Origin of the sequence: Sphingomonas sp. (assembly GCF_964263785.1) — a bacterium.
In the GTDB taxonomy this organism is placed as follows: Bacteria; Pseudomonadota; Alphaproteobacteria; order Sphingomonadales; family Sphingomonadaceae; genus Sphingomonas.
The window spans coordinates 1-21,619 of sequence record NZ_CAXVWL010000062.1 but is presented as its reverse complement, the minus strand read 5'-3'; the positions used below and the strand labels follow the sequence as shown (position 1 = coordinate 21,619).

Here is a 21,619-nt window from a genome sequence, read left to right as displayed (position 1 = left end):
CCCTTCGACTTCGCTCAGGGCGAACAGAGCCTAGATGCAGCCCACCACGAAATACATGCGCTGTCGCTTTATTGAACCCCGTGCATCCACTTCTTGAGAAGCGGGGAGATCAGCAGCAGGAACGCGCCGATCCCGGCGGACACCAGCCCGATCGTCCAGAACACGCCGTTGTAGGTGTCCAGGCTGACCTTGAGGTTGGTCACCTGCCCGCCGACCGTCTCGACGCTCGCCACCTGCGCCACCACGCCTGCAACGTACTGCGCAACCGAGATGGAGAGGAACCACACCCCCATCATCAGCCCGACGACCCGCGCGATCGACAGCTTGGTGATCATCGACAGCCCGACCGGCGAGATGCACAGTTCGGCGACAGAATGGATGAGGTAGAGCCCGGCCAGCCACCAGATCGCGACCTTGAAGTCCGCGCCGGCGAACTGCCCGCCCCAGACGAGGAACAGGAAGCCCAGGCCGACCCCGATCAGCGCCACCCCGAACTTGATGGGGATGCCGGGCTCGACGCCGCGCCGCGCCAGGCTGGTCCACAGCGCCGCCATGATCGGCGCGAAGATCACGATGAACGCGGCGTTGAAGAACTGGGTCTGCCCCGCCGAGATCGAGAACAGCCCAAACACGCTGAGATCGGTGTTGCGATCGGCGTAGAGCGTCAGGCTCGACCCCGCTTGCTCGAACAATGTCCAGAACACGACGTTGAACACGACCAGCACCATCGCCGCGCACATCATCTGGAACTCCCGGCGGCTCCCTTTCAGGAACGACCAGATCAGGATCCCGGGCACGCCGAGCAGGAAGGTGCCGAACAGCAATTTGCCCATCAGCGACAGCGACACGATGTAGCCGACGATCCCCGATCCCGGCACCGGCTCGGGCGCGTTCATGAGGTTGACGAACAACAGGTAGAACAGCGGCACGCCCAAGGTCGCCGCGGCGAAGATGCCGAGCGCGGGGTCCCTGCCGGAATTTGGGCCCGTCCGCACCGGCGGCTCGCCGTAGCCGCTCAGCTTGCCCTGGTCGAACTGGATCAGCGCGAACGACAGCAGCATGCCGATCGCCGCCAGCCCGAACCCCGCCCACCAGCCGACCGCGGTCGCCAGGAACGGGCACAGGATCTGCGATCCCAGCGAACCCAGGTTGATCCCCATGTAGAAGATCGTGAAGCCGGTATCGCGGCGGCGGTCGCCGGTGGCGTACAGCTCGCCCACCATCGTCGAGATGTTGGGCTTGAAGAAGCCGTTGCCGACCGAGACGAGGCACAGCGCCAGCAGCATGACGGTGACGTAGAACGGGCTGCGGGTCGCGTCCGACACGAACCCCTGCGGCGCGACATGGCGCGCGACCGAACCGTCGGCGGCCAACAGGTCGACCGATTTGTCGTCGTTGCCCTTAATCCTGAGCTGGCGCGCGCCGTCGACGACGTAGCGCATCTCGGTGCCGCCCTGCTCGACGACCTGGACCTGATAGCGCTGGCCGTCGATCGTCGCGAACGGGACCGAGGTCTGCCCGCCGAAGCACAAGGTGAAATAGCCCAGGCTCATCATGAGCGCGCCGAATTTCACCGCGCGCTTGGAGCCGAGATACTGGTCCGCGAGATAGCCGCCGATCAGCGGTGTCAGATAGACCAGCGCGGTGAAGCCCCCGTACAGCCCGGTCGCCTGGCGATCGCCGAAGATGAAATGCTTGGTCAGGTACAGCGTCAGCAGCGCGCGCATGCCGTAATAGCCGAACCGCTCCCACATCTCGGTGGTGAACAGCCGCGCGAGCTGGCGCGGGTGGCCGAACCACGTCGCCTCCGAAGCAGGATTGACGTGGCTGATGTCGGGCTCGGCGCGCGCGTCCGCGGTCGGGGTGTCCACCATGTCTCGTACGCTCCCTGATACAGGCCCGCCGTCGTGATGCGGCGGGTTGGATGGCGCGCAACCTAGCGCCCGTTGTAAATAGCGCAACGGGGGCGCTACGTGGCGCGATGTTCAACGATCTCTCCTCCCCGCTCACCGCCCTGGCCACCCGCCGATCGGGCAAGCCGCGCGACCTCGTGGCGCCCGCACCGGATGCCGCGCAGCTCGCCGCCATCCTGCGGATCGCGGCGCGCACCCCCGATCACGGCAAGCTCGCGCCGTGGCGTTTCGTCGTGGTCGACGATCGCGACGCGCTGTCGACGGTGCTCCAGGATGCGTACCGGGCCGAGCGGCCCGAGGCCAAGCGGATCGAGCTGGACGCGATGGACCAGTTCGCGCGGCAGGCCCCGGCGCTGGTCGTCGTGCTGTCGAGCCCCAAGCCGGAAAGCCACATCCCTTTGTGGGAGCAGGAGCTGTCGGCGGGCGCGGTGTGCATGAACCTGCTCCACGCCGCGCACGCGCACGGCTTCGCAGGGGGCTGGCTGACCGGCTGGCCGAGCTACTCGGACCGGGTGCGCGACGCCTTCGGCCGGGCGCCCGAGCGGATCGCCGGGTTCATGTTTCTCGGCACGCCATCGCGCGACCTGGACGAGCGGCCCCGCCCCGACATGGCACGAATCGTCGCGCACTGGCCAGGCTGAAGACTCGACAAAAGGGCCATATGGTGTACGATAACACCATGACAGCCCTGAACAGCGAGGACAGCCCGGTCTACATCCGCCTGCGCAGTGGCATTTCGGCAGCGATCCTGCGCGGCGAGTATCGCGCGGGCGACCAGCTTCCCTCGGTGCGCGCGCTCGCCGCCGAGCATGGCGCCAACCCGCTGACAGTGGCGAAAGCCTATCAGAGCTTCCAGGACGACGGTTACGTCGAGGTGCGCCGCGGCGTCGGCATGTTCGTGCTGGCAGGCGCGGCGGAACGGCTGCGGGTGGCCGAGCGCGACCTGTTCGTGAACACCCAATGGCCGCGCATCCGCGATCACATCGCGCTGCTCGGGCTCGATGCGGAGGAATTGCTCGAGCGCCAGCCGGGCTGAACCCGGACGCCGACGTCTATCCCTCCAGCACCCGCGCGCGCCGCCGCTGGACCGAGCTGCCGATCCCCAATGCCTCGCGATATTTCGCCACGGTCCGCCGCGCGATGTCGAAGCCCTTGGCGTTGAGCCGCTCGACCAGCGTGTCGTCGGACAGGATCTTCGCCCCCTCGCCCTCGATCAGCCCCCGGATCGCGTTCTTCACCGCCAGCGCAGATACCGCGTCGCCGCCATCCGCCGACGCGATCGCGCTGGTGAAGAAGTATTTCAGCTCGAACACCCCGCGCGCGCAGCTCAGGTACTTGTTGCTGGTCACCCGGCTGACGGTCGATTCGTGCATCTCGATCTGCTCCGCCACCCGCGCCAAGGTCAGCGGACGTAGCGCCGAGACGCCGTGGAGAAAGAACTGCTCCTGCTGCTTGACGATTTCGGTCGCGACCTTGACGATCGTCCGCTGGCGCTGGTCGAGCGCCTTGACCAGCCAGTTGGCGCTGGCCAGGCACTCGCTCAGCCACGCCTTCGACGCCTTGTCCTGCGGCCCCGCCGACAGCTCGTGATAATAGCTCCGGTTGACCAGCACCCGCGGCAGCGTCGCCGCGTTGATCTCGATCGCCCAGCCGGCCTTGGTTTTGGCGATGAACAGGTCGGGGACCACCGTCTGCACCGCCTCGCCGCCATACCGGCAGCCAGGCTTGGGATCGTAGCCGCGCAGTTCGCGGATCATGTCGGCCAGATCCTCGTCGTCGACGTGGCACAGCCGCTTCAACCGCGCGAGGTCGCCGCGCGCGAGCAGGTCGAGGTTGGCGATCAGCTTGGCCATGCACGGGTCGTAGCGATCGGCCTCGCGCGCCTGCAACGCGATGCACTCGGCCAGGTCGCGTGCGCCGACGCCGGTCGGATCGAAGGTCTGGATGACGCCCAGCGCCGCCTCGACGCGAGCGAGCGGCACGTTCAGCCGCGTCGCGACCTCCAGCAAGCCGACGCTCAGATATCCCGCTTCGTCGATCTGATCGATCAGATGCGCCGCCAGCGCCATCTCGGCCGGGCCGAACGCGGTCCCCGCCTGCGCCAGCAGGTGATCGGCCAAGTTGGTGCCCGCCGCCGCGAAATCGTCGATCCCCGGCGCATCCTCGCCGAGCGCGCCGCCGCCGCCGGAACCACCCGTCAGCCCCAGCGCGCCGTCCATCCCCGCGCCGCCATCGGACACGCTATCCTGCTGGTGGCTCTCGGTCGCGTAGTCGACGTCCATTGCGGGTTCTGCGGCATCGCCGCCGCCGGAGATCAGCGTGTCCGCGCTCGCGCGCTCCTCGGGTACTTCCGGCGCCGGCGGCGCGGACCCCTCGATGCCCGCCTCGAGCAGCGGATTGCGCTCGACCTCCTCGGCGATGAACCCCTCGATCTCCAGGTTCGACAGCGCCAGCAGCTTGATCGCCTGCTGCAATTGCGGCGTCATCACCAGCGACTGCGACTGGCGGATGTCGAGGCGCGGGGTGAGGCTCATAAATCCCTCTCCCTCCGGGAGAGGGAGGGAGCGGCGAAGCCGCGGAAGGGTGAGGGTGACGCACGGGGGATGCACTCACCCTCACCCCGCGCCGCTTCGCGGCTTGCCCCTCTCCCGGTGGGAGAGGGGAATAAGGCGAAGCCCCGCCCCATAACTAAAGCGAGAACCCCTCGCCCAGGTACAACCGCCGCACGTTCGCGTCCGCCACTAGTTCCTCGGGCGACCCGGAAAACAGCACTCGCCCATCGTAGATGATGTACGCCCGGTCGACGATCTCCAGCGTCTCGCGCACATTATGATCGGTGATCAGCACGCCGATGTCGCGGCGCTTCAGATCCTTTACCAGATCGCGGATGTCGGCGATCGAGATCGGGTCGATCCCGGCGAACGGCTCGTCGAGCAGCATGATCGACGGGTCCGCCGCCAGAGCGCGCGCGATCTCGGCCCGCCGCCGCTCGCCCCCAGACAGCGCCATCGCCGGCGCGGTGCGCAGCCGGGTGAGCCCGAATTCGTCGAGCAACCGCTCCAATTTGGCCGCGCGCGCCGCCTTGTCGGGCTCGGACAGCTCCAGCACGGTGGAGATGTTCTTCTCGATCGTCAGCCCGCGAAAGATGCTCGTCTCCTGCGGCAGGTAGCCGAGCCCCAGGATCGCCCGCCGGTACATCGGCAGCCCGGTGATATCGTCGCCGTCGAGCAGGATGCGCCCCGAATCGGGTTTGACCAGCCCCATCACCGAATAGAAGCACGTGGTCTTGCCCGCGCCGTTGGGGCCGAGCAGCCCGACGACCTCGCCGCGCGCCACCGACACCGACACGTCCGCCAGCACCACGCGCTTGTCGTACGACTTGGCGATCGACACGACCTGCAGCCCGTGCGCGACCGGCGGCTCGGCGACGGGATCGCCATGCGCATCGGGAACCAGGAGAGTCTCGGCATCCATCGGCAACCGCCTTTGCAAAAGATCGTTACCGAAACCCTAACGGATTACCGGTTGGCAGGAAACATGCATGACGATCGGAGCGGCGAACGGACGCTCAGTTGCGGTTGGGCACCGAAAAAGTGCCGGTCACGCGCCCGCCACGCGACTGCACCGCGCCACCCGCCGCCGCTCCGCCGCCGACCGACGACCCGTCGATCACCGCGCGCCCGGTATCGAGGTTGATCGTCAGCCGCCCGCCGTTGACGGTGTTGCCCCCCTGGGTCAGCGATACCGCGCCGAGCATCGTGATGACCCGGCGGTTGAGGTCGTAGATGCCGTATTGGCTGCGCGCGGTCTGGTCCGGGCGGACCACTGTGACCCCGCCCGACGCATCGAGCCGAGAGACCTGCGGACTGCCGTTCACCACCTGACCCGTATACGCCACCGTCATCCGCGCGGCGTTCAGCGTCATCTCGGCTTGGCGAACCGAGACATTGCCCGCCAGCACCGCGCGGTTCGCCTTGTCCTGCAATTCGATATGGTCCGCGCCGAAATTGATCGGTGCGGCCGAATCGTGACGCGTCTGCCCCGCCGCGGATGCGGCAAACCAAACAACACTCAAGGGTGCAGCAAGCAGGAGCAAAGCAAAAGCGGCGCGCATCGCCGCTATCTCGTCCTTCGCGGCACGATCCGCAAGCGCGCATTGCCGTCCAGCGTCACCGTGCGCTCGGCCAGGTCGGCGTGCATCCGGTCGGCGCTGAACGTCCCCTGCGGCACGACGCCGGTCACCGCGCCGCCGCTGGCGAGCGTGCGCTGCTTCAAATCCACGGTGGCGTCGCGGGTCTGGAGGTCGTAGCCGCCCGCGCCGCGGAAATGCAGCGCGCCGTCCAGCGTCACCTGCTCGCTGTCCATGTCGTAGCGGCCGGTGTTCGCATCCAGCGTCGCCGGCCCGTCGGGCAGCTGGATGGCCGCGGCGAGTTCGGTCAGCTGGACGATCGGCTCGGCCGAGCTGCGCTGCACCGCCGACGCCGCGGTCAGGCGGAACGGCTGGCCCTTGGAGTCCTGTCCGCTGTAGCGCGCCGCCTGGATCTTCAGCCGCTCGTGCGCGATCTCGACCTTGTTCTTGTCGAGCACGAACGACACGTCGCCGCCCGCGGTGAGCGGCGCGGTGACCAGGAACGCCGCCAATACCCCGATCGCGCCGGGCAGCGCGAGGCGTGCAAACGTCATCAGCCGGTCGTGCCGGCTCCCCGGCGCGGCCCACATCTGCCGCGCGGTTCGCACCCGGTGTCCTTGCTCAGACATGGGCGACCTCAGACATGCGCGAAGATGTCGGTCTCGGCCCAGCCCGCGATGTCGAGCGCGGCGCGGTGCGGCAGGAAATCGAAGCACGCCTGCGCCAGTTCGGCGCGCCCCTCGCGCGCCAGCCGCCGGTCGAGCTCGGCGCGCAACCGGTGGAGATAGCGCACGTCGGACGCCGCATATTCCTTCTGCGCATCGCTCAAGGTCGGCGAACCCCAGTCCGACGATTGCTGCGCCTTGGACAGTTCGGTGCCGAGCAGTTCGCGCACCAGCTCCTTCAATCCGTGCCGGTCGGTGTAGGTGCGGATCAGCTTGGACGCGATCTTGGTGCAATAAACCGGTGCCGCGACCACGCCGAGGTAGAATTGCAGCGCGGCGATGTCGAATCGCCCGAAATGATACAGCTTGGTGCGCGCCGGATCGGCGAGCAGCGCCTTCAAATTGGGCGCGGCATAGTCGCTCCCGGCGCGAAATCGCACCAGATGCTCGTCGGCCCCGCCATCGGACAGCTGGACGACGCACAGCCGGTCGCGCGGGGTCAGCAACCCCATTGTCTCGGTGTCGACCGCGATGGCCGCGCCATCGGCGAACAGCCCGGCGGGAATGTCTTCTTCGTGCAAGTGAACCGTCATCGTCGCGGCCCTACAGCGGTCCACGCAATCGCTCAATGGCCGCAGCTGTGCTTTGCACGCAACGAAGATGCCGAACGTGGCGAAATCAAGACGAATTCGTTCGCCGCGGCTTGCAATCTAGGCTATGTCGGCTTTCGAGGCGCAAATTCTTATGCGCCCAGAGCCCGACGTCTGTCGTCCGACGTTTCGGCTTTGATGGGATGGCGGGCGACCCGGGAAGACGAACAGGCATTATGAGTTTCGACAAGGGTGGCCGCGGCAATCGTGGCGGACGTGGGCGCGACAAGCGCGACAGCTTCGGCGGCGGCGATGAGTCCAGTGGCGGCGGCTTCGGCGGTGGCGGCTTTGGCGGCGGTGGCTTCGGTGGCGGCGATCGCTTCGGTGGCGGCGGCAGTGGCGGCTACGGTGGTGGCGGCGGCGACCGCTTCGGTGGCGGCGGCGGCGGTGGTTACGGCGGCGGCGGCGGCGGTGGTGGCGGCTATCGCGGCGGCGGTGGCGGCGGCTTCAGCGGCGGCGGCGATCGTGGCGGCTTCAGCGGCGGTGGCGGCGGTGGCGGCCGCGGCATGCCCCCCCAGGTCGTCGGCGAGGGCACCGGCGTGGTCAAGTTCTTCAACGCGCAAAAGGGCTTCGGCTTCGTCGTCCGCGACGACGGTGCAGAGGACGTGTTCGTTCACATCTCGGCGGTCGAGCAGGCCGGCCTCACCGGCCTGGCCGAGGGTCAGCCGCTCGGCTTCACCCTCGTCGATCGCGGCGGCCGCATCTCGGCGACCGAGCTCAAGATCGACGGCGAGCCGATGGCGGTCACCGACCGCGGTCCGCCGCGCGACCGCGATGCGGGTCCGCGCGACTCGGCGCCCCGTGGCGGCGGCTTCGGCGGCAACGATCGTGGCGGCGACCGCGGCGGCGCGCCGCAGCGCGAGCTGACCGGCGAGAAGGCGACCGGCACGGTCAAGTTCTTCAACGCGATGAAGGGCTTCGGCTTCATCCAGCGCGACGACGGACAGCCCGATGCGTTTGTCCACATCTCGGCGGTCGAGCGCGCGGGCATGTCGAGCCTGAACGAGGGCGATCGCCTGCAGTTCGAGATCGAGGTCGATCGTCGCGGCAAGTATGCCGCGGTCAATTTGGCGCAAGGCAGCTGATCCGGCCGGCTCCGGTCGCATGATCGGAACCGCTGTTCTACGAAGGGCCGGTATCGCCATCGCGATGCCGGCCCTTTGGCTGTCCACACTTGGCGCGCAGCAGGCGCCCGCGACCGTTCCGGACGACATCCCCGTCCTCGCCGCGACCGTCGTCGCGCGCTACCCCCACGACCGCACCGCCTTCACCGAAGGCCTCGCCTGGGCGAATGGCGCGCTCTACGAAAGCACCGGGCTCGAGGGCCGCTCCGAAGTCCGCCGAGTCGCGCTCGACGGGCGGGTCACCGCGCGCGCGACGATCCCGCCCGCGCAATTCGGCGAAGGCCTGGCGGTCTGGCGCGACCAGGTCGTCACGCTGACCTGGCACGACGGCATCGCCCACCGCTGGAATGCGCGCACCCTCAAGCCCGCAGGCACCGCGCGCTATTCCGGCGAAGGCTGGGGCCTGGCCGCGCAGGGCGATACGCTGGCGATGACCGACGGCAGCGCGACGATCAAGTTCTTCGACGCCGCCACCTTCCGCGAGACCCGCCGCGTAAGCGTGACGCTGCGCGGCAAGCCGCTGCGCGAGGTCAACGAATTGGACTATGTCGACGGCGCGCTGCTCGCCAACGTCTGGCACACCCCCTTCCTCGTCCGTATCGATTCCGCAACCGGCAAGGTAACCGCCATCGTCGACCTCCGCCCCCTCGTCGCCGAAATTGCCGCGACCGACCCCGAGGCGGTCGCCAACGGCATCGCTTGGGACGCGAGCAAACGCCGCCTGTTCGTTACGGGCAAATTGTGGCCGACGGTGTTCGAGGTGAAGATCGGCTAAGCGCACCGGTATTTCGAACTCCTCCCCCTCCGGGGGAGGAGTTCGAAAAGTCGACCCGCCAAGGTTCAGAGATTCAGCTGTCACGCGCGCCCGTGGCGTGCTCAATTCCTCCGATGATCGCCCTCCTCCTCCTCGCCGCGCAGGTCGCCGCCCCCACCCCCGCCATAACCACCCGCATCGAGCGCCTGCTTACCCGCACCCCGGTCGTCGACGGCCACAACGATCTCGCCTGGGAAATCCGCGAAACCCAAGCCGCGAAGGTCGAATCGCTCGACCTGACCAAGGACACCAGCGTTCTCCCCCGGCCGCTCCAGACCGACATCGCCCGCCTCCGCAAAGGCCATGTCGGCGGCCAATTCTGGTCGGTGTGGATCCCCGCCGACACGCCGGGCCCGCGCGCGGTCGAAATGACGCTCGAACAGATCGACATCGTCCGCCGCATGGTCGCGGCCAACCCCCGAGACATGGCGCTTGGCCTCACCGCCACCGACGTCCGCCGGATCGCGCGCGAAGGCCGCATCGCCGCGCTGATCGGGGTCGAGGGCGGGCACCAGATCGACGGGCGGCTCTCGGTCCTGCGCCAGTACCGCGCGTTAGGCGTCGGCTACATGACGTTGACGCATGGGCGCAGCCTCGAATGGGCGGACAGTTCCACCGACGCGCCGCGCGCCGGCGGCCTGAGCGATTTCGGCCGACAGGTCGTCGCCGAGATGAACCGCATCGGCATGCTCGTCGACGTCAGCCACGTCGCCGACACGACGATGCGCGCGGTGCTGAGCGTCACCAGGGCCCCGGTCATCGCGTCGCATTCCAGCGCCCGCGCGCTGGCGGACGCGCCGCGCAACATCCCCGACGATCTGCTGGCGGCGATCGGTGCGAACGGCGGCGTGGTGATGGTGAACCTCTACCCCGCCTTCCTGTCGGCCGAGTGGCGCGCCTGGGACGCCGCGCGCACCGCCTTCGCCGCGTCGGCCGGCGTCCCCGCCGACGTCTACGGTCCGCGCTCGCCCGCCCCGCTCGCCGCCTGGGACGCGGCGCACCCGCAGCCGCACGTCACCGTCGCGACCGTCGCCGACCATATCGAGCACGTCGCCAACGTGGCAGGTCACGCGCACGTCGGGCTCGGCGGCGATTTCGACGGCATCAACGGCACCGCACCAGAAGGATTGAGCGGCGTCGATGGCTACCCGCGCATCCTTGCCGAACTCGCGCGGCGCGGCTGGAGCGATGCGGACCTGTCGGCGCTCGCCAGCGGCAACATCCTGCGCGTGATGGATGCCGCCGATGCGGTCGCCCGAAGCATGGCAGCCATGCCGCCGGTGGACGCGACCGCGCGATAACCCACTTGCGATGTTGGACTTTGCCTGCAAGCCGACGGACCGTTCTTTCGCAACCTCAAGACGAACGGGACAGCGGCAACACCGCGCATTGGCCTCACCTTAGCCTCACCTTCCGCGATCGAATCCCGACAGGAATGCCGCGACATTGTCGCCCAGCGCCTCGACCGCATAGCCGCCCTCCATCACGATCGCGGCCGGCCAGCCCCGCGCGGCGATGTCCTCGGCCAGCACCGGGTAATCCGCGGTCGCCAGCGCAAAGTGCGAGATCGGATCGCCCTCCCACGTATCCGCGCCGAAGCTGACCACCAGCATCCCCGGCGCGAACGCCGCGATCGCGTCGAGCGCGCAGGCCTGCGCGGCCCGGAACGCCGCCATCCGCGTGCCGTGCGGCAGCGGCAGGTTCAGCGTCGCACCCGCACCCGCGCCTTCCCCGCGCTCATCGGCATGCCCCCAGTAGAACGGGTAATCGCGCACCGGATCGGCATGGATTGAGGCATAGAATACGTCACCGCGCGCGTCGAAGATGTCCTGCGTGCCGTTGCCGTGGTGATAGTCGATATCGAGGATGGCGACCCGCTCCACCCCCGCATCGCGCATGGCCTGTGCTGCCATAGCGGCGACGTTCAGGTGGCAATAGCCGCCGCAATAATCCGCACCCGCATGGTGCCCAGGCGGACGGCACAAAGCGAACGCCGCCCGTTCGCCGCCCAACACCGCCTGCGCCGCCGCCAGCGCGGTCTGCGCATTGGCATAGGCCGCGCCCCAGGTCTCGGCAGTGATCGGCGTGGTCGCATCGAAGCTGTGCGCGCCGAGCAGCGCATCGACCCGGTTCAGCACTAGCGGCCGCCTCCCGACCACCGGAAAGGCATAAGGGAGCGCCTCGCCCGGCCGTCCTGCCTCTTGCCACAGTGCCGGGATCGCCTTGAGCGCTGCGACATAGGCCGCGGTGTGCACCGCCAGGATCGGCGCCTCGCCGCGATCCTCAGGGATCTCCGCGCCGCCGATTGCACGCAGGATCGTCTCCGCACGCGCGGGCGTCTCGGCATAAGCGGTGAACGCGCCGTTGTGCAGCTCCTGCCGCGGCGCATGGGCCAGTTGCGCGGGATCGAAAAAGCGTTGCATCAATCGGCCTTTCGCGCCGACAGCAGCACCAGCACGCCGGCGATGGCCGACAGCAGCGATCCGGCCAGCACGCCCACCTTCACCTCGTCCGCCAGCGCCGGATCGCCGGGAAAGGCGAGCCCGCCGATGAACAGGCTCATCGTGAAACCGATTCCCGCCAGCAGCGCGACCCCGTACACCTGCCGCCACGACGCGCCCCCCGGCCGCCGCGCGAAGCCGGTTCGCTCGGCAATGGCGACCGCGCCGAGGATGCCTGCCTGCTTGCCGAGGAACAGCGCCGCCGCGATGCCTGCGACCAGCGGATGGCGGATCGTCTCCGGCGCCACCCCCGCCAGCGGCACGCCCGCGTTGGCAAAGGCGAACAGCGGCACCACCGCATAGGCAACCCACGGGTGCAGCGCATGCTCCAGCCGGTGGAGCGGCGAGGTGGCATCGTCGGGCGCGCCGCGCGACCGCGCGACCGGCACCGTCATCGCCGCCAACACCCCGGCCACCGTGGCATGGACCCCCGACAGCAGCATCAGGAACCACAGCAGCGCAAACCCGGCCATATAAGGAGCGAGCCGCCGCACCCCGCGCCGGTTCATCCCCCACATCGCCGCCAGCGTCCCCGCCGCTGCCGCCAGCGCGCCGAAGTCGATCGCGTGGGTGTAGAAGACCGCGATGATCGCCACGGCACCCATGTCGTCGACGATCGCCACCGCGGTCAGGAAGACCTTCAGCGCCACCGGCACCCGCCGCCCGAGCAGCGCCAGGATGCCGACCGCGAACGCGATGTCGGTCGCCGCCGGGATCGCCCATCCCCGCGCCAGCCCCGGCGTCGCGCCCGCGACCACGAGATAGATGATTGCCGGCACCGCCATTCCCGCGATCGCGGCGACGAACGGCAGCCGCCGCTTGCGCGGATCGGCCAGCCGCCCATCGACGAACTCGCGCTTGATCTCCGCTCCGACCAGCAGGAAGAACAGCGCCATCAGCCCGTCGTTTATCCACAGATGGACCGTCATCGCGCCCAGCGCCGGGCTGAGCACCGGCCCGGTCGTCCAGTGCAGCAGGCGCTCGTACAACTGCGCGGTCGCATCCAGGTTGGCGGCGAGCAACGCCAGCACCGCAGCGGCGATCAGCACGAGCCCGCCCCGAGCCTCGCTCGACAGGAAGTCGCGCAGCACGGACAGGGGACGGCGGATCATGCGGCGGCTCTAACCGGTCGCCGGCGTCGCGCCAATCAGAACAACCGCAACTGTCCGCCGCCGCCGCCACCCTCACCGCCATCAAGGGGCCAGCGGCCAAGCATGTGGTGCCGGGTGCGGCCGACCTGGCTGTCGATCAGCACCAACTCGTCCGCCGTCCAGCCGACCGGCGCGATCGCCCGGCTGAAGGGAGCGACGTCGCCATAGCCGAGCGTCATGTGCGGCGCGAAGCGGTAACCGGCGCGCTCGGCCAAGCCATGCGCCCGCGCCTCGTCGGCGATCCGGGCGCGCAGTGCCGCAAGCGCCGGGTCGCGGCGCGCCGGACGCAGCGCGACCGCCCGGCTGCTGCCGTGCGCGACGTCCAGCGCCATTTGGACCGGCCCACAATCGATCGACGCTCCGACGCCATGCAGCGCGTGGAGCAGCCCCGGCGGCACCTGTACCAGGTCGGCGAGGATGAACAGCGTGATGTGCAATCGCTCCGCCGCAAGCCCGCGGACCGGGTCGAAATACGCGGCCCCAGCCGCGATCCGCCCTGCCAGCGACGGCGGCGGCCGCAGCCCGAAGAACAGGCGATGAAGCGTCGGCGGGTGATGGAACATGGATCGCTCCGGCTGATTCGGCGGATGAATGTTCCCTATACGTTCCGTGCGCCCGCGTCGATCAGTTCGCGAGCGCCTCGGCGATCAGCGCCCGCGAATCGTCGACGCCGTAGAGCGCGAAGAAGCTCCCCATCCGCGGACCCTGGCTCGATCCCAGCAGCGTCTCGTACAGCGCCTTGAACCAGTCGCGCAGACCGTCCTTGCCGAAATGCGTCTTGCCGACTTCATACACGTGGTTCTGAAGCGCCGTAGCCAGATCGCCCTCCTGCGGCTCCGCCAGCAACGTATCGAGATCACGCAGCGCCGCCGCCTCCGCCGGTGAAGGTGCCCGCCGCTGAAGCCCCGGTGCCACGAAATCGCGCGCATAGGCGACCGCATAACCGATCAGCCGGTCGAGCGCGGGATTGCCCTCGGGCGACAGCGCCGGATCGTAACGCTGGAGGAAACGCCAAAGCGTGTCGCGGTCGCCGACGCCCGGCAGGCTCGCCAGGTTGAGCAGCAGGCCGAACGTCACCGGCAAGGCCTCGTCCGGCACCTTGCCGTCGTGGATGTGATGCACCGGATTGCCGAGCTTCTGCTTGGCATCCTGCCCGGCGTAATTGGCGCGGAACTGCCAGTAATCGTCCACCGCACGCGGGATCACCCCCATGTGGAGCGACTTGGCCTTCTTCGGCTCGCGATACGCGAAGAACGCCAGGCTCTCCTCCGGGCCGTAGCGCAGCCAGTCTTCCATCGACAGGCCGTTGCCTTTGGACTTGGAGATCTTCTCGCCCGCTTCGTCGAGGAACATCTCGTAATTGAATCCCTCGGGCGGCCGCCCGCCGAGCACCCGCGCGATCCGGCCGGACTGCACGACCGAATCGATCAAATCCTTACCTGCCATCTCGTAATCGACCCCGAGCGCGACCCAGCGCATCGCCCAGTCGACCTTCCATTGGAGCTTGGCCTTGCCCCCGAACACCGACTGCTCGATGCGTTGCCCTTCATCCTCGAAGGCGATGATCCCGGCGTCGGCATCGATCACCTCGACCGGCACCTGCAGCACCACGCCGCTCGTCGGGCTGATCGGCAGCACCGGCGAATAGGTCGCGCGCCGCTCCGCCCGCAGCGTCGGCAGCATCACGTCCTGGATGCCCTGAAAGTGCCGCAACACCCCTTTCAACGCTTCGTCGAACCGCCCACCCTCGTAATAATCGGTCGACGACACGAACTCGTACTCGAAGCCATACCGATCGAGAAAATCGCGCAGCCGCGCATTGTTGTGCGCGGCAAAGCTGTCGTGCGTCCCGAACGGATCGGGTATGCGCGTCAGCGGCTTGCCGAGATGCGCGCGCAGCATGTCGGCGTTGGGCACATTGTCGGGCACCTTGCGCAGCCCGTCCATGTCGTCCGAAAACGCGATCAGCCGGGTCGGCTGGTCGGACAGCGCGTGAAACGCCTGGCGGACCATCGTCGTCCGCAATACCTCGTTGAACGTCCCGATATGCGGCAGTCCGGACGGCCCGTACCCCGTCTCGAACAGCACCGGCGCGCCGCCAGGCTTGCCGGCAGGCCAGCGCGCGAGCAGCTTGCGCGCCTCCTCATACGGCCAGGCCTTGGACTCGAGAGCGGCGGAGCGAAGGTCTTGCGTCATAATGGGTGCATCTGACGCTTTGGAAGGTGCAGCGCAAATGCTATGGGGTGCACCATGAATGTGATGGCTCCCATCAGCCCACCGGTGACGGACGATCCGCAATTTTTCAAACTGCGGATCGAGGATTACGAACTGCTTGATCGCGCCGGTGTGTTCCATGGCCAGCGCGTCGAATTGATCGGCGGGAGAATCGTTGTCGTGAACGCGCAATTCCAGGCGCATTTCATCGTGAAGAATCGCTTGGGACGTCGGCTGCAGGCTGCGCTCGAAGCGATCGGCTCGAAGCATGAGGCGATGATCGAAGGCTCGGTTGCCTTGTCGGACAGCGATTTGCCCGATCCCGATATCCTCGTCGGCACGGTATCCCCCGTCCGCGATTATGTTCGCATCGGCCAAGTCGCGATGATCGTCGAGATCGCCGATACCAGCATCCGGCACGATCTCGGGGAAAAGCGCGACCTGTATGCGGTAAGCCGAGTGCCCGAATATTGGGTAGTCGATATCAACGCGCGCCAGGTTCACCAGTTTTGGGCGGTCGAAAAGGTGCGCTACTTGGAAACGCGCGTCGTCCCGCTCGACGGCGAACTGCGCAGCGCCACCATGCCCGACCTTGCGATCGACGGATCGGGCATCCTCTAGCGTTTCGCTTTCGTTCCGCGCTACAGCGTGATCGTGAAGTCGCTCGCTCCTCCTGCGCTACCCTACCCCGCGCTTCACGCCAGCCACGCGGGCATCTGGATCGCGAGCGCCGACGAGACCCGCGAAGTCGGGCGCGGCGAGGCGATCCGGATCGCCGCCGAAACGCCCGTGATCGTCCTCAACGCGCCGCTGATCGGCCAACGGCTGGGCTATGCCGAACTGTCGGGGCTCGACCTGCTCGAGCTGTTCGCCTTCCTCCACCCCGCTCGCTTCATGGCGCCGACCCCGCGCGGGCTGGCGCGGGTGACGGGCCTGGCCGTCCCGGACGACGACGCCTCCGTCGCCACTTTCCTGTGCGCCGCGACCCAGGCGCTACTCGTGGTTCCCTCCGCCGACTGGCCCGAACGCGACGGCGCATGGACGACTGCGCAGGCGCTCCACCGCCTGCGCTGGCCTTGGGCCCCCGCGCTGGTCGAGCGCATCGCCAAACCCAGGGAACACGAACGCTGGCTGTTCGGCACGCTTCCCGAATGGGAGGAGCACGCGCCGCGCCCCGCCCCGCGCACCCTCGCGCTAGACCCCGCCGATACGCTTGCCCGCCTCGCGACGCTGACCGGCGACGGCGCCGAGGAACGCCCCGGCCAGCGCGCCTATGCCGCCGCCGCCACGGACGCGTTCCAGCCGCGCGTCACCCGCGAATCGCCCAATCTGGTGCTCGCCGAGGCAGGCACCGGCATCGGCAAGACGCTCGGCTATCTCGCCCCCGCCTCGCTATGGGCGGCGCAGGCAGGCGGCGCGGTGTGGGTATCGACCTACACCAAGGCGCTCCAACGCCAATTGGCGCACGAGACGGTGCGCCTGTTCCCCGACGCCGCGACGCGCAAGGCCAAGGTCGTCACCCGCAAGGGCCGCGAGAATTACCTCTGCCTGCTGAACCTCGAAGACGCGCTCCAGGGCGGGTTCCAGGGGCGCGCGGCGGTGCTGGCCCAGCTCGTCGCACGCTGGGGCGCGTACACCGCCGACGGCGACATGGTCGGCGGCGACCTGCCCGGCTGGCTGCCCACCCTGTTCCGCCGCAACGGCCCCGCGGCGCTGACCGACCGCCGCGGCGAATGCGTCTATGCAGGCTGCCCGCATTACCGAAAATGCTTCATCGAGCGCGCCGCCCGCGCCAGCGCCGACGCCGACATCGTCATCGCCAATCACGCGCTCGTCATGGTCAACGCCGCGCGCGGTCGCGAAACGACGACCCGCCCGACCCGTTACGTCTTCGACGAAGGCCACCATCTGTTCGACGCTGCCGACGCGATGTTCGGCACCGCGCTGACCGGCGCGGAAAGCATCGAGCTCCGCCGCTGGATTCTCGGCCCCGAAGCCGGTGGACGCGGACGCCGCCGCGGCTTGCAAGCGCGCCTGTCCGATGTCGCCAGCTACGACGAGGCGGGCGGGCGCGCGATCGCCGATGCGGTCGACGCCGCGCGCGCGCTGGCGAGCGAAGGCTGGCTCGCGCGCGTTGCCGAAGGCCAGCCGTTCGGCGCGATCGAGACCCTGCTCGGTGCGGTCCGCGGTCTTGCCTATGCGCGCGCCGAACAGACCGGGGACGCAGGCTATGGCCTCGAGACCGAGCTCGCCGAACCCTCCCCCGAGCTGATCGAGGCCGCCGCTCCCGCCGCCGCCGCGCTCGACCAGCTCGTCCGTCCGCTCGTCACCCTGGGGCGCCGGCTCGAGGCGGTGCTGAGCGATGCGCCCGACTGGATGGACGCCCCCGCGCGCGCGCGCATCGAAGGCGCGATCGCCTCGATCGCGTGGCGCGCCGAGACCGTCGCGGGCTGGCTCGCGCTCCTCGCCCGCGTCGGCGGCCCCGCCGACCCCGACTTCATCGACTGGCTCGCGGTCGATCGCAGCGAGGGCCGCGAATACGACATCGGCCTCCACCGCCGCTGGCTCGACCCGACCCGCCCGTTCGCCGAGATCGTCCTCAAGCCCGCCCACGGCGCGCTCGTCACCTCGGCGACGCTCACCGGCGGCGGCGACTGGGACACCGCCGAAGCGCGGGTCGGCGCCAAGCACCTCGCCCGCACCCCCCAGCATTTTCTCGCCCCGTCTCCCTTCGCCTACGCCGATCACGCCGAGGTGCTGATCGTCACCGACGTCAAGCGCGGCGACGTGCCCAGCCTCGCCAACGCGTACGCCCGCCTGATCGTCGCGAGCGGTGGCGGCACGCTTGGCCTCTTCACCGCAATCCGCCGCTTGCGCGGAGTCCACGCGCGCATCGCCGACCGGCTGGCGCGCGAAGGCCTGCCGCTCCACGCCCAGCACGTCGACCCGATCGACACCGGCACCCTGGTCGACATCTTCCGCGACGACCCACACGCCAGCCTGCTCGGCACCGACGCGCTGCGCGACGGCGTCGACGTCCCCGGCCATTCGCTCCGCCTGGTGGTGATGGAAGGCGTCCCCTGGCCCAAGCCCACCGTCCTTCACGCCGCCCGCAAACTGGCGGGAGGCGGCACGGCGTACGACGACCGCATCGTCCGTGCGCGCCTGGCGCAGGCGTTCGGCCGCCTGATCCGCCGCGCCGACGATCGCGGCGCGTTCGTGCTGCTGTCCGCGGCCATGCCGTCGCGCTTCCTCGACGCCTTTCCGCCGGGCGTTCCCGTCGCGCGCGTCACCCTCGACGAAGCGGTCGCGCGAGTCGCGGCGCGGCTTTCCAACGCCGCGCGGCTTTCCAATGGGGCGCGACTGGGGCATGAGACAACTCCCGCCTTCCCCACGGAGACCGCATGAAGACGCTGACGCTGCTGCGCCACGCCAAGTCGGGGTGGGACGACATGAACCTTCGTGACTTCGACCGCCGCCTGAACCCCAAGGGGAAGCGCGCCGCGACCGTCATGGGCCGCCACATGCGCGACGCGAACCTCGCCTTTGACCGGGTCGTCGCGTCGCCGGCGGTGCGCGTCGTCGAAACGCTCGACGGCGTCGCGAGCGGATACGGTCGCACCCTCGCGCCCGTTTGGGACAAGCGCCTCTATCTCGCCGCTGCGTCCACCCTGCTCGACGTCGTCCACGAACTCGCGCCCGAGCACGACCGCGTCCTGCTCGTCGGCCACAACCCCGGGCTCGAGGACCTCGTCCTCCTGCTCGCCGCCGATGCGGGCGAAGCGGCGGACAAATACCCCACCGCCACCCTCGCCGAACTGACGATCGGCGACGCGTGGACCGACGCCAGCGAAGGCAAGGCCGAGCTCGTCCGCTTCGTCCGCCCGCGCGATCTCGATCCCGTGCTCGGGCCCGACGAGGAATAGATGGTCGAATTGGGTCGCTTCGACCGCAACCTGGCGCACATCATCGTCGGCCGGCTCGACAGCGAGGGCATCGACGCGGTCGCCTTCGACGGCGAGACCTCGATTGGCGACGGCAGTTACCTGCTGATCCCCGTCCGCGTCATGGTCGACGAGGACGATCTCGCCGCGGCGCAGGCCATCGTCACTGCCTAACAAACAGGCAATCCTTCCGCACTGCCCAATTTTTACCGTTCGTTAATCACTCCACTTGGTTCGTGCTGCACCGCGGCAGGATCGTTCCGCGGCTGGCACGATCGTTGCGAAGCCTTTCCTCGGGACACACGCGAACAAAGGGGGCGGGATGAAACTGGTCATCGCCATCATCAAGCCGTTCAAGCTGGACGAGGTGCGCGAGGCGCTCACCGCAATCGGCGTGGCGGGCATGACGGTCACCGAGGTCAAGGGGTTCGGGCGGCAGAAGGGCCAGACCGAAATTTACCGCGGCGCCGAATACAGCACCAACATGGTGCCAAAGATCAAGATCGAAGTGGTCTGCGCCACCGACCTGCTCGACCGCGTCGTCGAGGCGATTCAGGCGTCGGCCAACACCGGCGCGATCGGCGACGGCAAGATCTTCGTGCTCGACGTCGCGCAGGCGGTCCGCATCCGCACCGGCGAAACCGACGAGACCGCCCTGTGAGCGGCGCATTCAAGGGGGACACGATGAAGCAAGCGATGAAGATCGCGGGCGCGGTCGGGCTGGGCGCCCTCGCGTTCGCGGCGATGCCCGCCTGGGCGCAGGCAGCGGCACCGATCAAGGCGCCGACCACTGCGCAGATGGCGGGGATGGTCAACAAGGGCGACACCACGTGGATGCTGATCTCGTCGGCACTCGTGCTGATGATGTCGGTTCCCGCGCTCGCCTTGTTCTACGGCGGCCTGGTGCGGACCAAGAACATGCTCAGCGTGCTGATGCAGGTGTTCATGATCGTCAGCGTCGCGTCGCTGGTCTGGGTCTGCTGGGGCTATTCGATGGCCTTCACCAGCGGCGGCGACAACCACTTCTTCGGCGGGCTGTCCAAGGCGTTCCTGATCGGGGTCGACGCGACCACCTATGCCGCGACCTTCTCCAACAACGTCTACATCCCCGAATTTGCCTATGTCTGCTTCCAGATGACGTTCGCGTGCATCACCCCGGCACTGATCGTCGGTGCGTTCGCGGAGCGGGTGAAGTTCACGCCGCTCATCCTGTTCGTCGTTGCCTGGCTGACGATCGTCTATTTCCCGATCGCGCACATGGTCTGGTATTGGGCGGGCCCGGATTTCCTGCCCGACGCCAAGACCGACGGCGGCTATCTCTACAACCTCGGCGCACTCGATTTCGCCGGCGGCACGGTGGTCCACATCAATGCCGGAATCGCCGGGCTGGTCGGCTGCCTCGTGATGGGCCCGCGGATCGGGTATAAGAAGGAGCCGATGGCGCCGCATTCGCTGACCATGACGATGATCGGCGCGTCGCTGCTTTGGGTCGGCTGGTTCGGCTTCAACGCAGGATCCAACCTGGAGGCCAATGGCGTCACCGCGGTCACCTTCATCAACACCTTCGTTGCCACCGCCGCCGCCGCGGTCGCCTGGGCGGTGATCGAGCAGATCGTCCACAAGAAACCCTCGCTGCTGGGCGCCGCCACCGGCGCGGTTGCGGGGCTGGTCGCGATCACGCCTGCGTCGGGCTTCGGCGCGCCGATGACCTCGATCGTGCTCGGCATCGTCGTCTCGGCGGTGTGCTTCTTCTTCGTGACGACGGTCAAGAACCGGCTCGGCTACGACGACACGCTCGACGTGTTCGGGGTGCACTGCGTTGGCGGCATCGTCGGCGCGATCGCGACCGGCATCGTTGCCTCGCCCGCGCTCGGCGGGCAGGGCGTGTTCGACTACACCGTCTTCCCCGCCGCCTTCGACGCCGCGAGCTACAGCATCTCGGCGCAGCTCTGGAAGCAGGTACAAGCGGTCGTCATCACGCTGGTCTGGTCCGGCGGCGTCTCGGCGGTATTGTTCTACGCGCTCAAGATGACCACCGGCCTGCGCCCCTCGGCCGAAGTCGAGACCGAAGGCCTCGACATCAACGAACACGGCGAGCGCGCCTACAATTATTGAAAGTTCGGGGGCGGGCCGGTTCCGCCCCCCACCGGCGTTCCTCCTGCGGACGCACCTCGAGCCCGGTACGGCAACGTACCGGGCTTTTTTTTCGCACTCACTTATTCCTTCCCGGTACGGGGAGGGGGACCAGCCGCAGGCTGGTGGAGGGGCAGCCAAGCAAGGCTGCCGCTTGGGGCTGCCCCTCCACCACCGCCTTTGGCGGCGGTCCCCCTCCCCATGCCGGGGGGCAAATTAAGAGACTACCGCCCCTTCTGGATCGCCTTCTTCGCGCTGTCCCGCTCCGTCCCGCCCAGCTTGCCGTCGCGATTGGCATCATAGGCCTGGAAGGTCGCCGCGAGCAGCGCCTGCGCCTCGGGCTCGGTCACCTTGCGGTCGCGGTTGGCATCGGCGCGGGCG

The 21,619-nt window shown here is 68.6% G+C and carries 21 protein-coding genes; 11 read left to right on the top strand and 10 right to left on the bottom strand.

What is annotated here, in order from left to right; all coding sequences use genetic code 11:
• Positions 1–68: 68 nt before the first annotated feature.
• Positions 69–1,874, bottom strand: coding sequence for a peptide MFS transporter (locus ACE5C1_RS08790; protein WP_374943691.1), 1,806 nt, complete (start codon positions 1,872–1,874; stop codon positions 69–71).
• Positions 1,875–1,981: 107 nt separating this feature from the next.
• Here ACE5C1_RS08790 and ACE5C1_RS08785 point away from each other — a divergent pair, with 107 nt between their 5' ends.
• Entirely contained in the window at positions 1,982–2,554 is a 573-nt protein-coding gene (locus tag ACE5C1_RS08785; RefSeq protein ID WP_374943690.1) for a nitroreductase, read from the top strand.
• Between the two features lie 38 nt (positions 2,555–2,592).
• The gene (locus ACE5C1_RS08780; RefSeq protein WP_374943689.1) at positions 2,593–2,949 is read left to right on the top strand and encodes a GntR family transcriptional regulator; all 357 of its coding nucleotides are present in this window, start codon (positions 2,593–2,595) and stop codon (positions 2,947–2,949) included.
• Between the two features lie 16 nt (positions 2,950–2,965).
• On the opposite strand, the gene rpoN is transcribed toward ACE5C1_RS08780, so the two are convergent.
• From rpoN to ACE5C1_RS08755, 5 genes are all read right to left on the bottom strand, one after another.
• Complete coding sequence (gene rpoN, locus ACE5C1_RS08775) at positions 2,966–4,447, bottom strand: RNA polymerase factor sigma-54 (protein ID WP_374943688.1); 1,482 nt, start codon at positions 4,445–4,447, stop codon at positions 2,966–2,968.
• A 154-nt stretch (positions 4,448–4,601) separates the two neighbouring features.
• Positions 4,602–5,387, bottom strand: a complete 786-nt coding sequence (gene lptB, locus ACE5C1_RS08770) for an LPS export ABC transporter ATP-binding protein (protein ID WP_374943687.1) — start codon at positions 5,385–5,387, stop codon at positions 4,602–4,604.
• Between the two features lie 94 nt (positions 5,388–5,481).
• Positions 5,482–6,027, bottom strand: coding sequence for an LptA/OstA family protein (locus tag ACE5C1_RS08765; protein ID WP_374943686.1), 546 nt, complete (start codon positions 6,025–6,027; stop codon positions 5,482–5,484).
• A 5-nt stretch (positions 6,028–6,032) separates the two neighbouring features.
• Positions 6,033–6,671, bottom strand: a complete 639-nt coding sequence (gene lptC, locus ACE5C1_RS08760; protein ID WP_374943685.1) for an LPS export ABC transporter periplasmic protein LptC — start codon at positions 6,669–6,671, stop codon at positions 6,033–6,035.
• Between the two features lie 8 nt (positions 6,672–6,679).
• Complete coding sequence (locus ACE5C1_RS08755; RefSeq protein WP_374943684.1) at positions 6,680–7,300, bottom strand: ribonuclease D; 621 nt, start codon at positions 7,298–7,300, stop codon at positions 6,680–6,682.
• A gap of 233 nt (positions 7,301–7,533) precedes the next feature.
• Between ACE5C1_RS08755 and ACE5C1_RS08750 the strand changes: the two genes are divergently transcribed.
• The 3 genes from ACE5C1_RS08750 (at position 7,534) to ACE5C1_RS08740 (ending at position 10,596) form a co-directional block, all read left to right on the top strand.
• Complete coding sequence (locus ACE5C1_RS08750; RefSeq protein WP_374943683.1) at positions 7,534–8,442, top strand: cold-shock protein; 909 nt, start codon at positions 7,534–7,536, stop codon at positions 8,440–8,442.
• A gap of 64 nt (positions 8,443–8,506) precedes the next feature.
• Entirely contained in the window at positions 8,507–9,256 is a 750-nt protein-coding gene (locus tag ACE5C1_RS08745; RefSeq protein ID WP_374943682.1) for a glutaminyl-peptide cyclotransferase, read from the top strand.
• A 113-nt stretch (positions 9,257–9,369) separates the two neighbouring features.
• Positions 9,370–10,596, top strand: coding sequence for a dipeptidase (locus tag ACE5C1_RS08740; protein ID WP_374943681.1), 1,227 nt, complete (start codon positions 9,370–9,372; stop codon positions 10,594–10,596).
• A 105-nt stretch (positions 10,597–10,701) separates the two neighbouring features.
• Here ACE5C1_RS08740 and ACE5C1_RS08735 read toward each other — a convergent pair whose 3' ends face one another.
• The 4 genes from ACE5C1_RS08735 to ACE5C1_RS08720 form a co-directional block, all read right to left on the bottom strand.
• Positions 10,702–11,718, bottom strand: coding sequence for a histone deacetylase family protein (locus ACE5C1_RS08735; protein WP_374943680.1), 1,017 nt, complete (start codon positions 11,716–11,718; stop codon positions 10,702–10,704).
• Positions 11,718–12,908: a Na+/H+ antiporter NhaA gene (gene nhaA, locus ACE5C1_RS08730; RefSeq protein ID WP_374943679.1), complete on the bottom strand. Its 1,191-nt coding sequence runs from the start codon at positions 12,906–12,908 to the stop codon at positions 11,718–11,720. Before nhaA ends, ACE5C1_RS08735 begins: the two co-directional genes overlap by 1 nt.
• 35 nt (positions 12,909–12,943) lie before the next feature.
• Entirely contained in the window at positions 12,944–13,510 is a 567-nt protein-coding gene (locus ACE5C1_RS08725; protein ID WP_374943678.1) for a 2'-5' RNA ligase family protein, read from the bottom strand.
• Between the two features lie 61 nt (positions 13,511–13,571).
• The gene (locus tag ACE5C1_RS08720; protein WP_374943677.1) at positions 13,572–15,143 is read right to left on the bottom strand and encodes a lysine--tRNA ligase; all 1,572 of its coding nucleotides are present in this window, start codon (positions 15,141–15,143) and stop codon (positions 13,572–13,574) included.
• A gap of 54 nt (positions 15,144–15,197) precedes the next feature.
• Here ACE5C1_RS08720 and ACE5C1_RS08715 point away from each other — a divergent pair, with 54 nt between their 5' ends.
• The 6 genes from ACE5C1_RS08715 to ACE5C1_RS08690 all read left to right on the top strand — a co-directional run bounded on the left by ACE5C1_RS08715 (position 15,198) and on the right by ACE5C1_RS08690 (position 21,220).
• Positions 15,198–15,782, top strand: coding sequence for a Uma2 family endonuclease (locus ACE5C1_RS08715; protein WP_374943676.1), 585 nt, complete (start codon positions 15,198–15,200; stop codon positions 15,780–15,782).
• Between the two features lie 33 nt (positions 15,783–15,815).
• Positions 15,816–18,569 (top strand): ATP-dependent DNA helicase, encoded by a 2,754-nt coding sequence (locus ACE5C1_RS08710; RefSeq protein ID WP_374943675.1) that lies wholly within the window; start codon positions 15,816–15,818, stop codon positions 18,567–18,569.
• Positions 18,566–19,087, top strand: coding sequence for a histidine phosphatase family protein (locus ACE5C1_RS08705; protein WP_374943674.1), 522 nt, complete (start codon positions 18,566–18,568; stop codon positions 19,085–19,087). Before ACE5C1_RS08710 ends, ACE5C1_RS08705 begins: the two co-directional genes overlap by 4 nt.
• Complete coding sequence (locus ACE5C1_RS08700; RefSeq protein ID WP_374943673.1) at positions 19,088–19,279, top strand: DUF2007 domain-containing protein; 192 nt, start codon at positions 19,088–19,090, stop codon at positions 19,277–19,279.
• Between the two features lie 148 nt (positions 19,280–19,427).
• A complete protein-coding gene (locus ACE5C1_RS08695; RefSeq protein ID WP_374943672.1) occupies positions 19,428–19,766 on the top strand; it encodes a P-II family nitrogen regulator in 339 nt (112 codons plus the stop codon).
• 23 nt (positions 19,767–19,789) lie between these two features.
• On the top strand, positions 19,790–21,220 hold the full coding sequence (locus ACE5C1_RS08690; protein WP_374943671.1) for an ammonium transporter: 1,431 nt from the start codon (positions 19,790–19,792) through the stop codon (positions 21,218–21,220).
• The last annotated feature ends 399 nt before the right edge of the window (positions 21,221–21,619 follow it).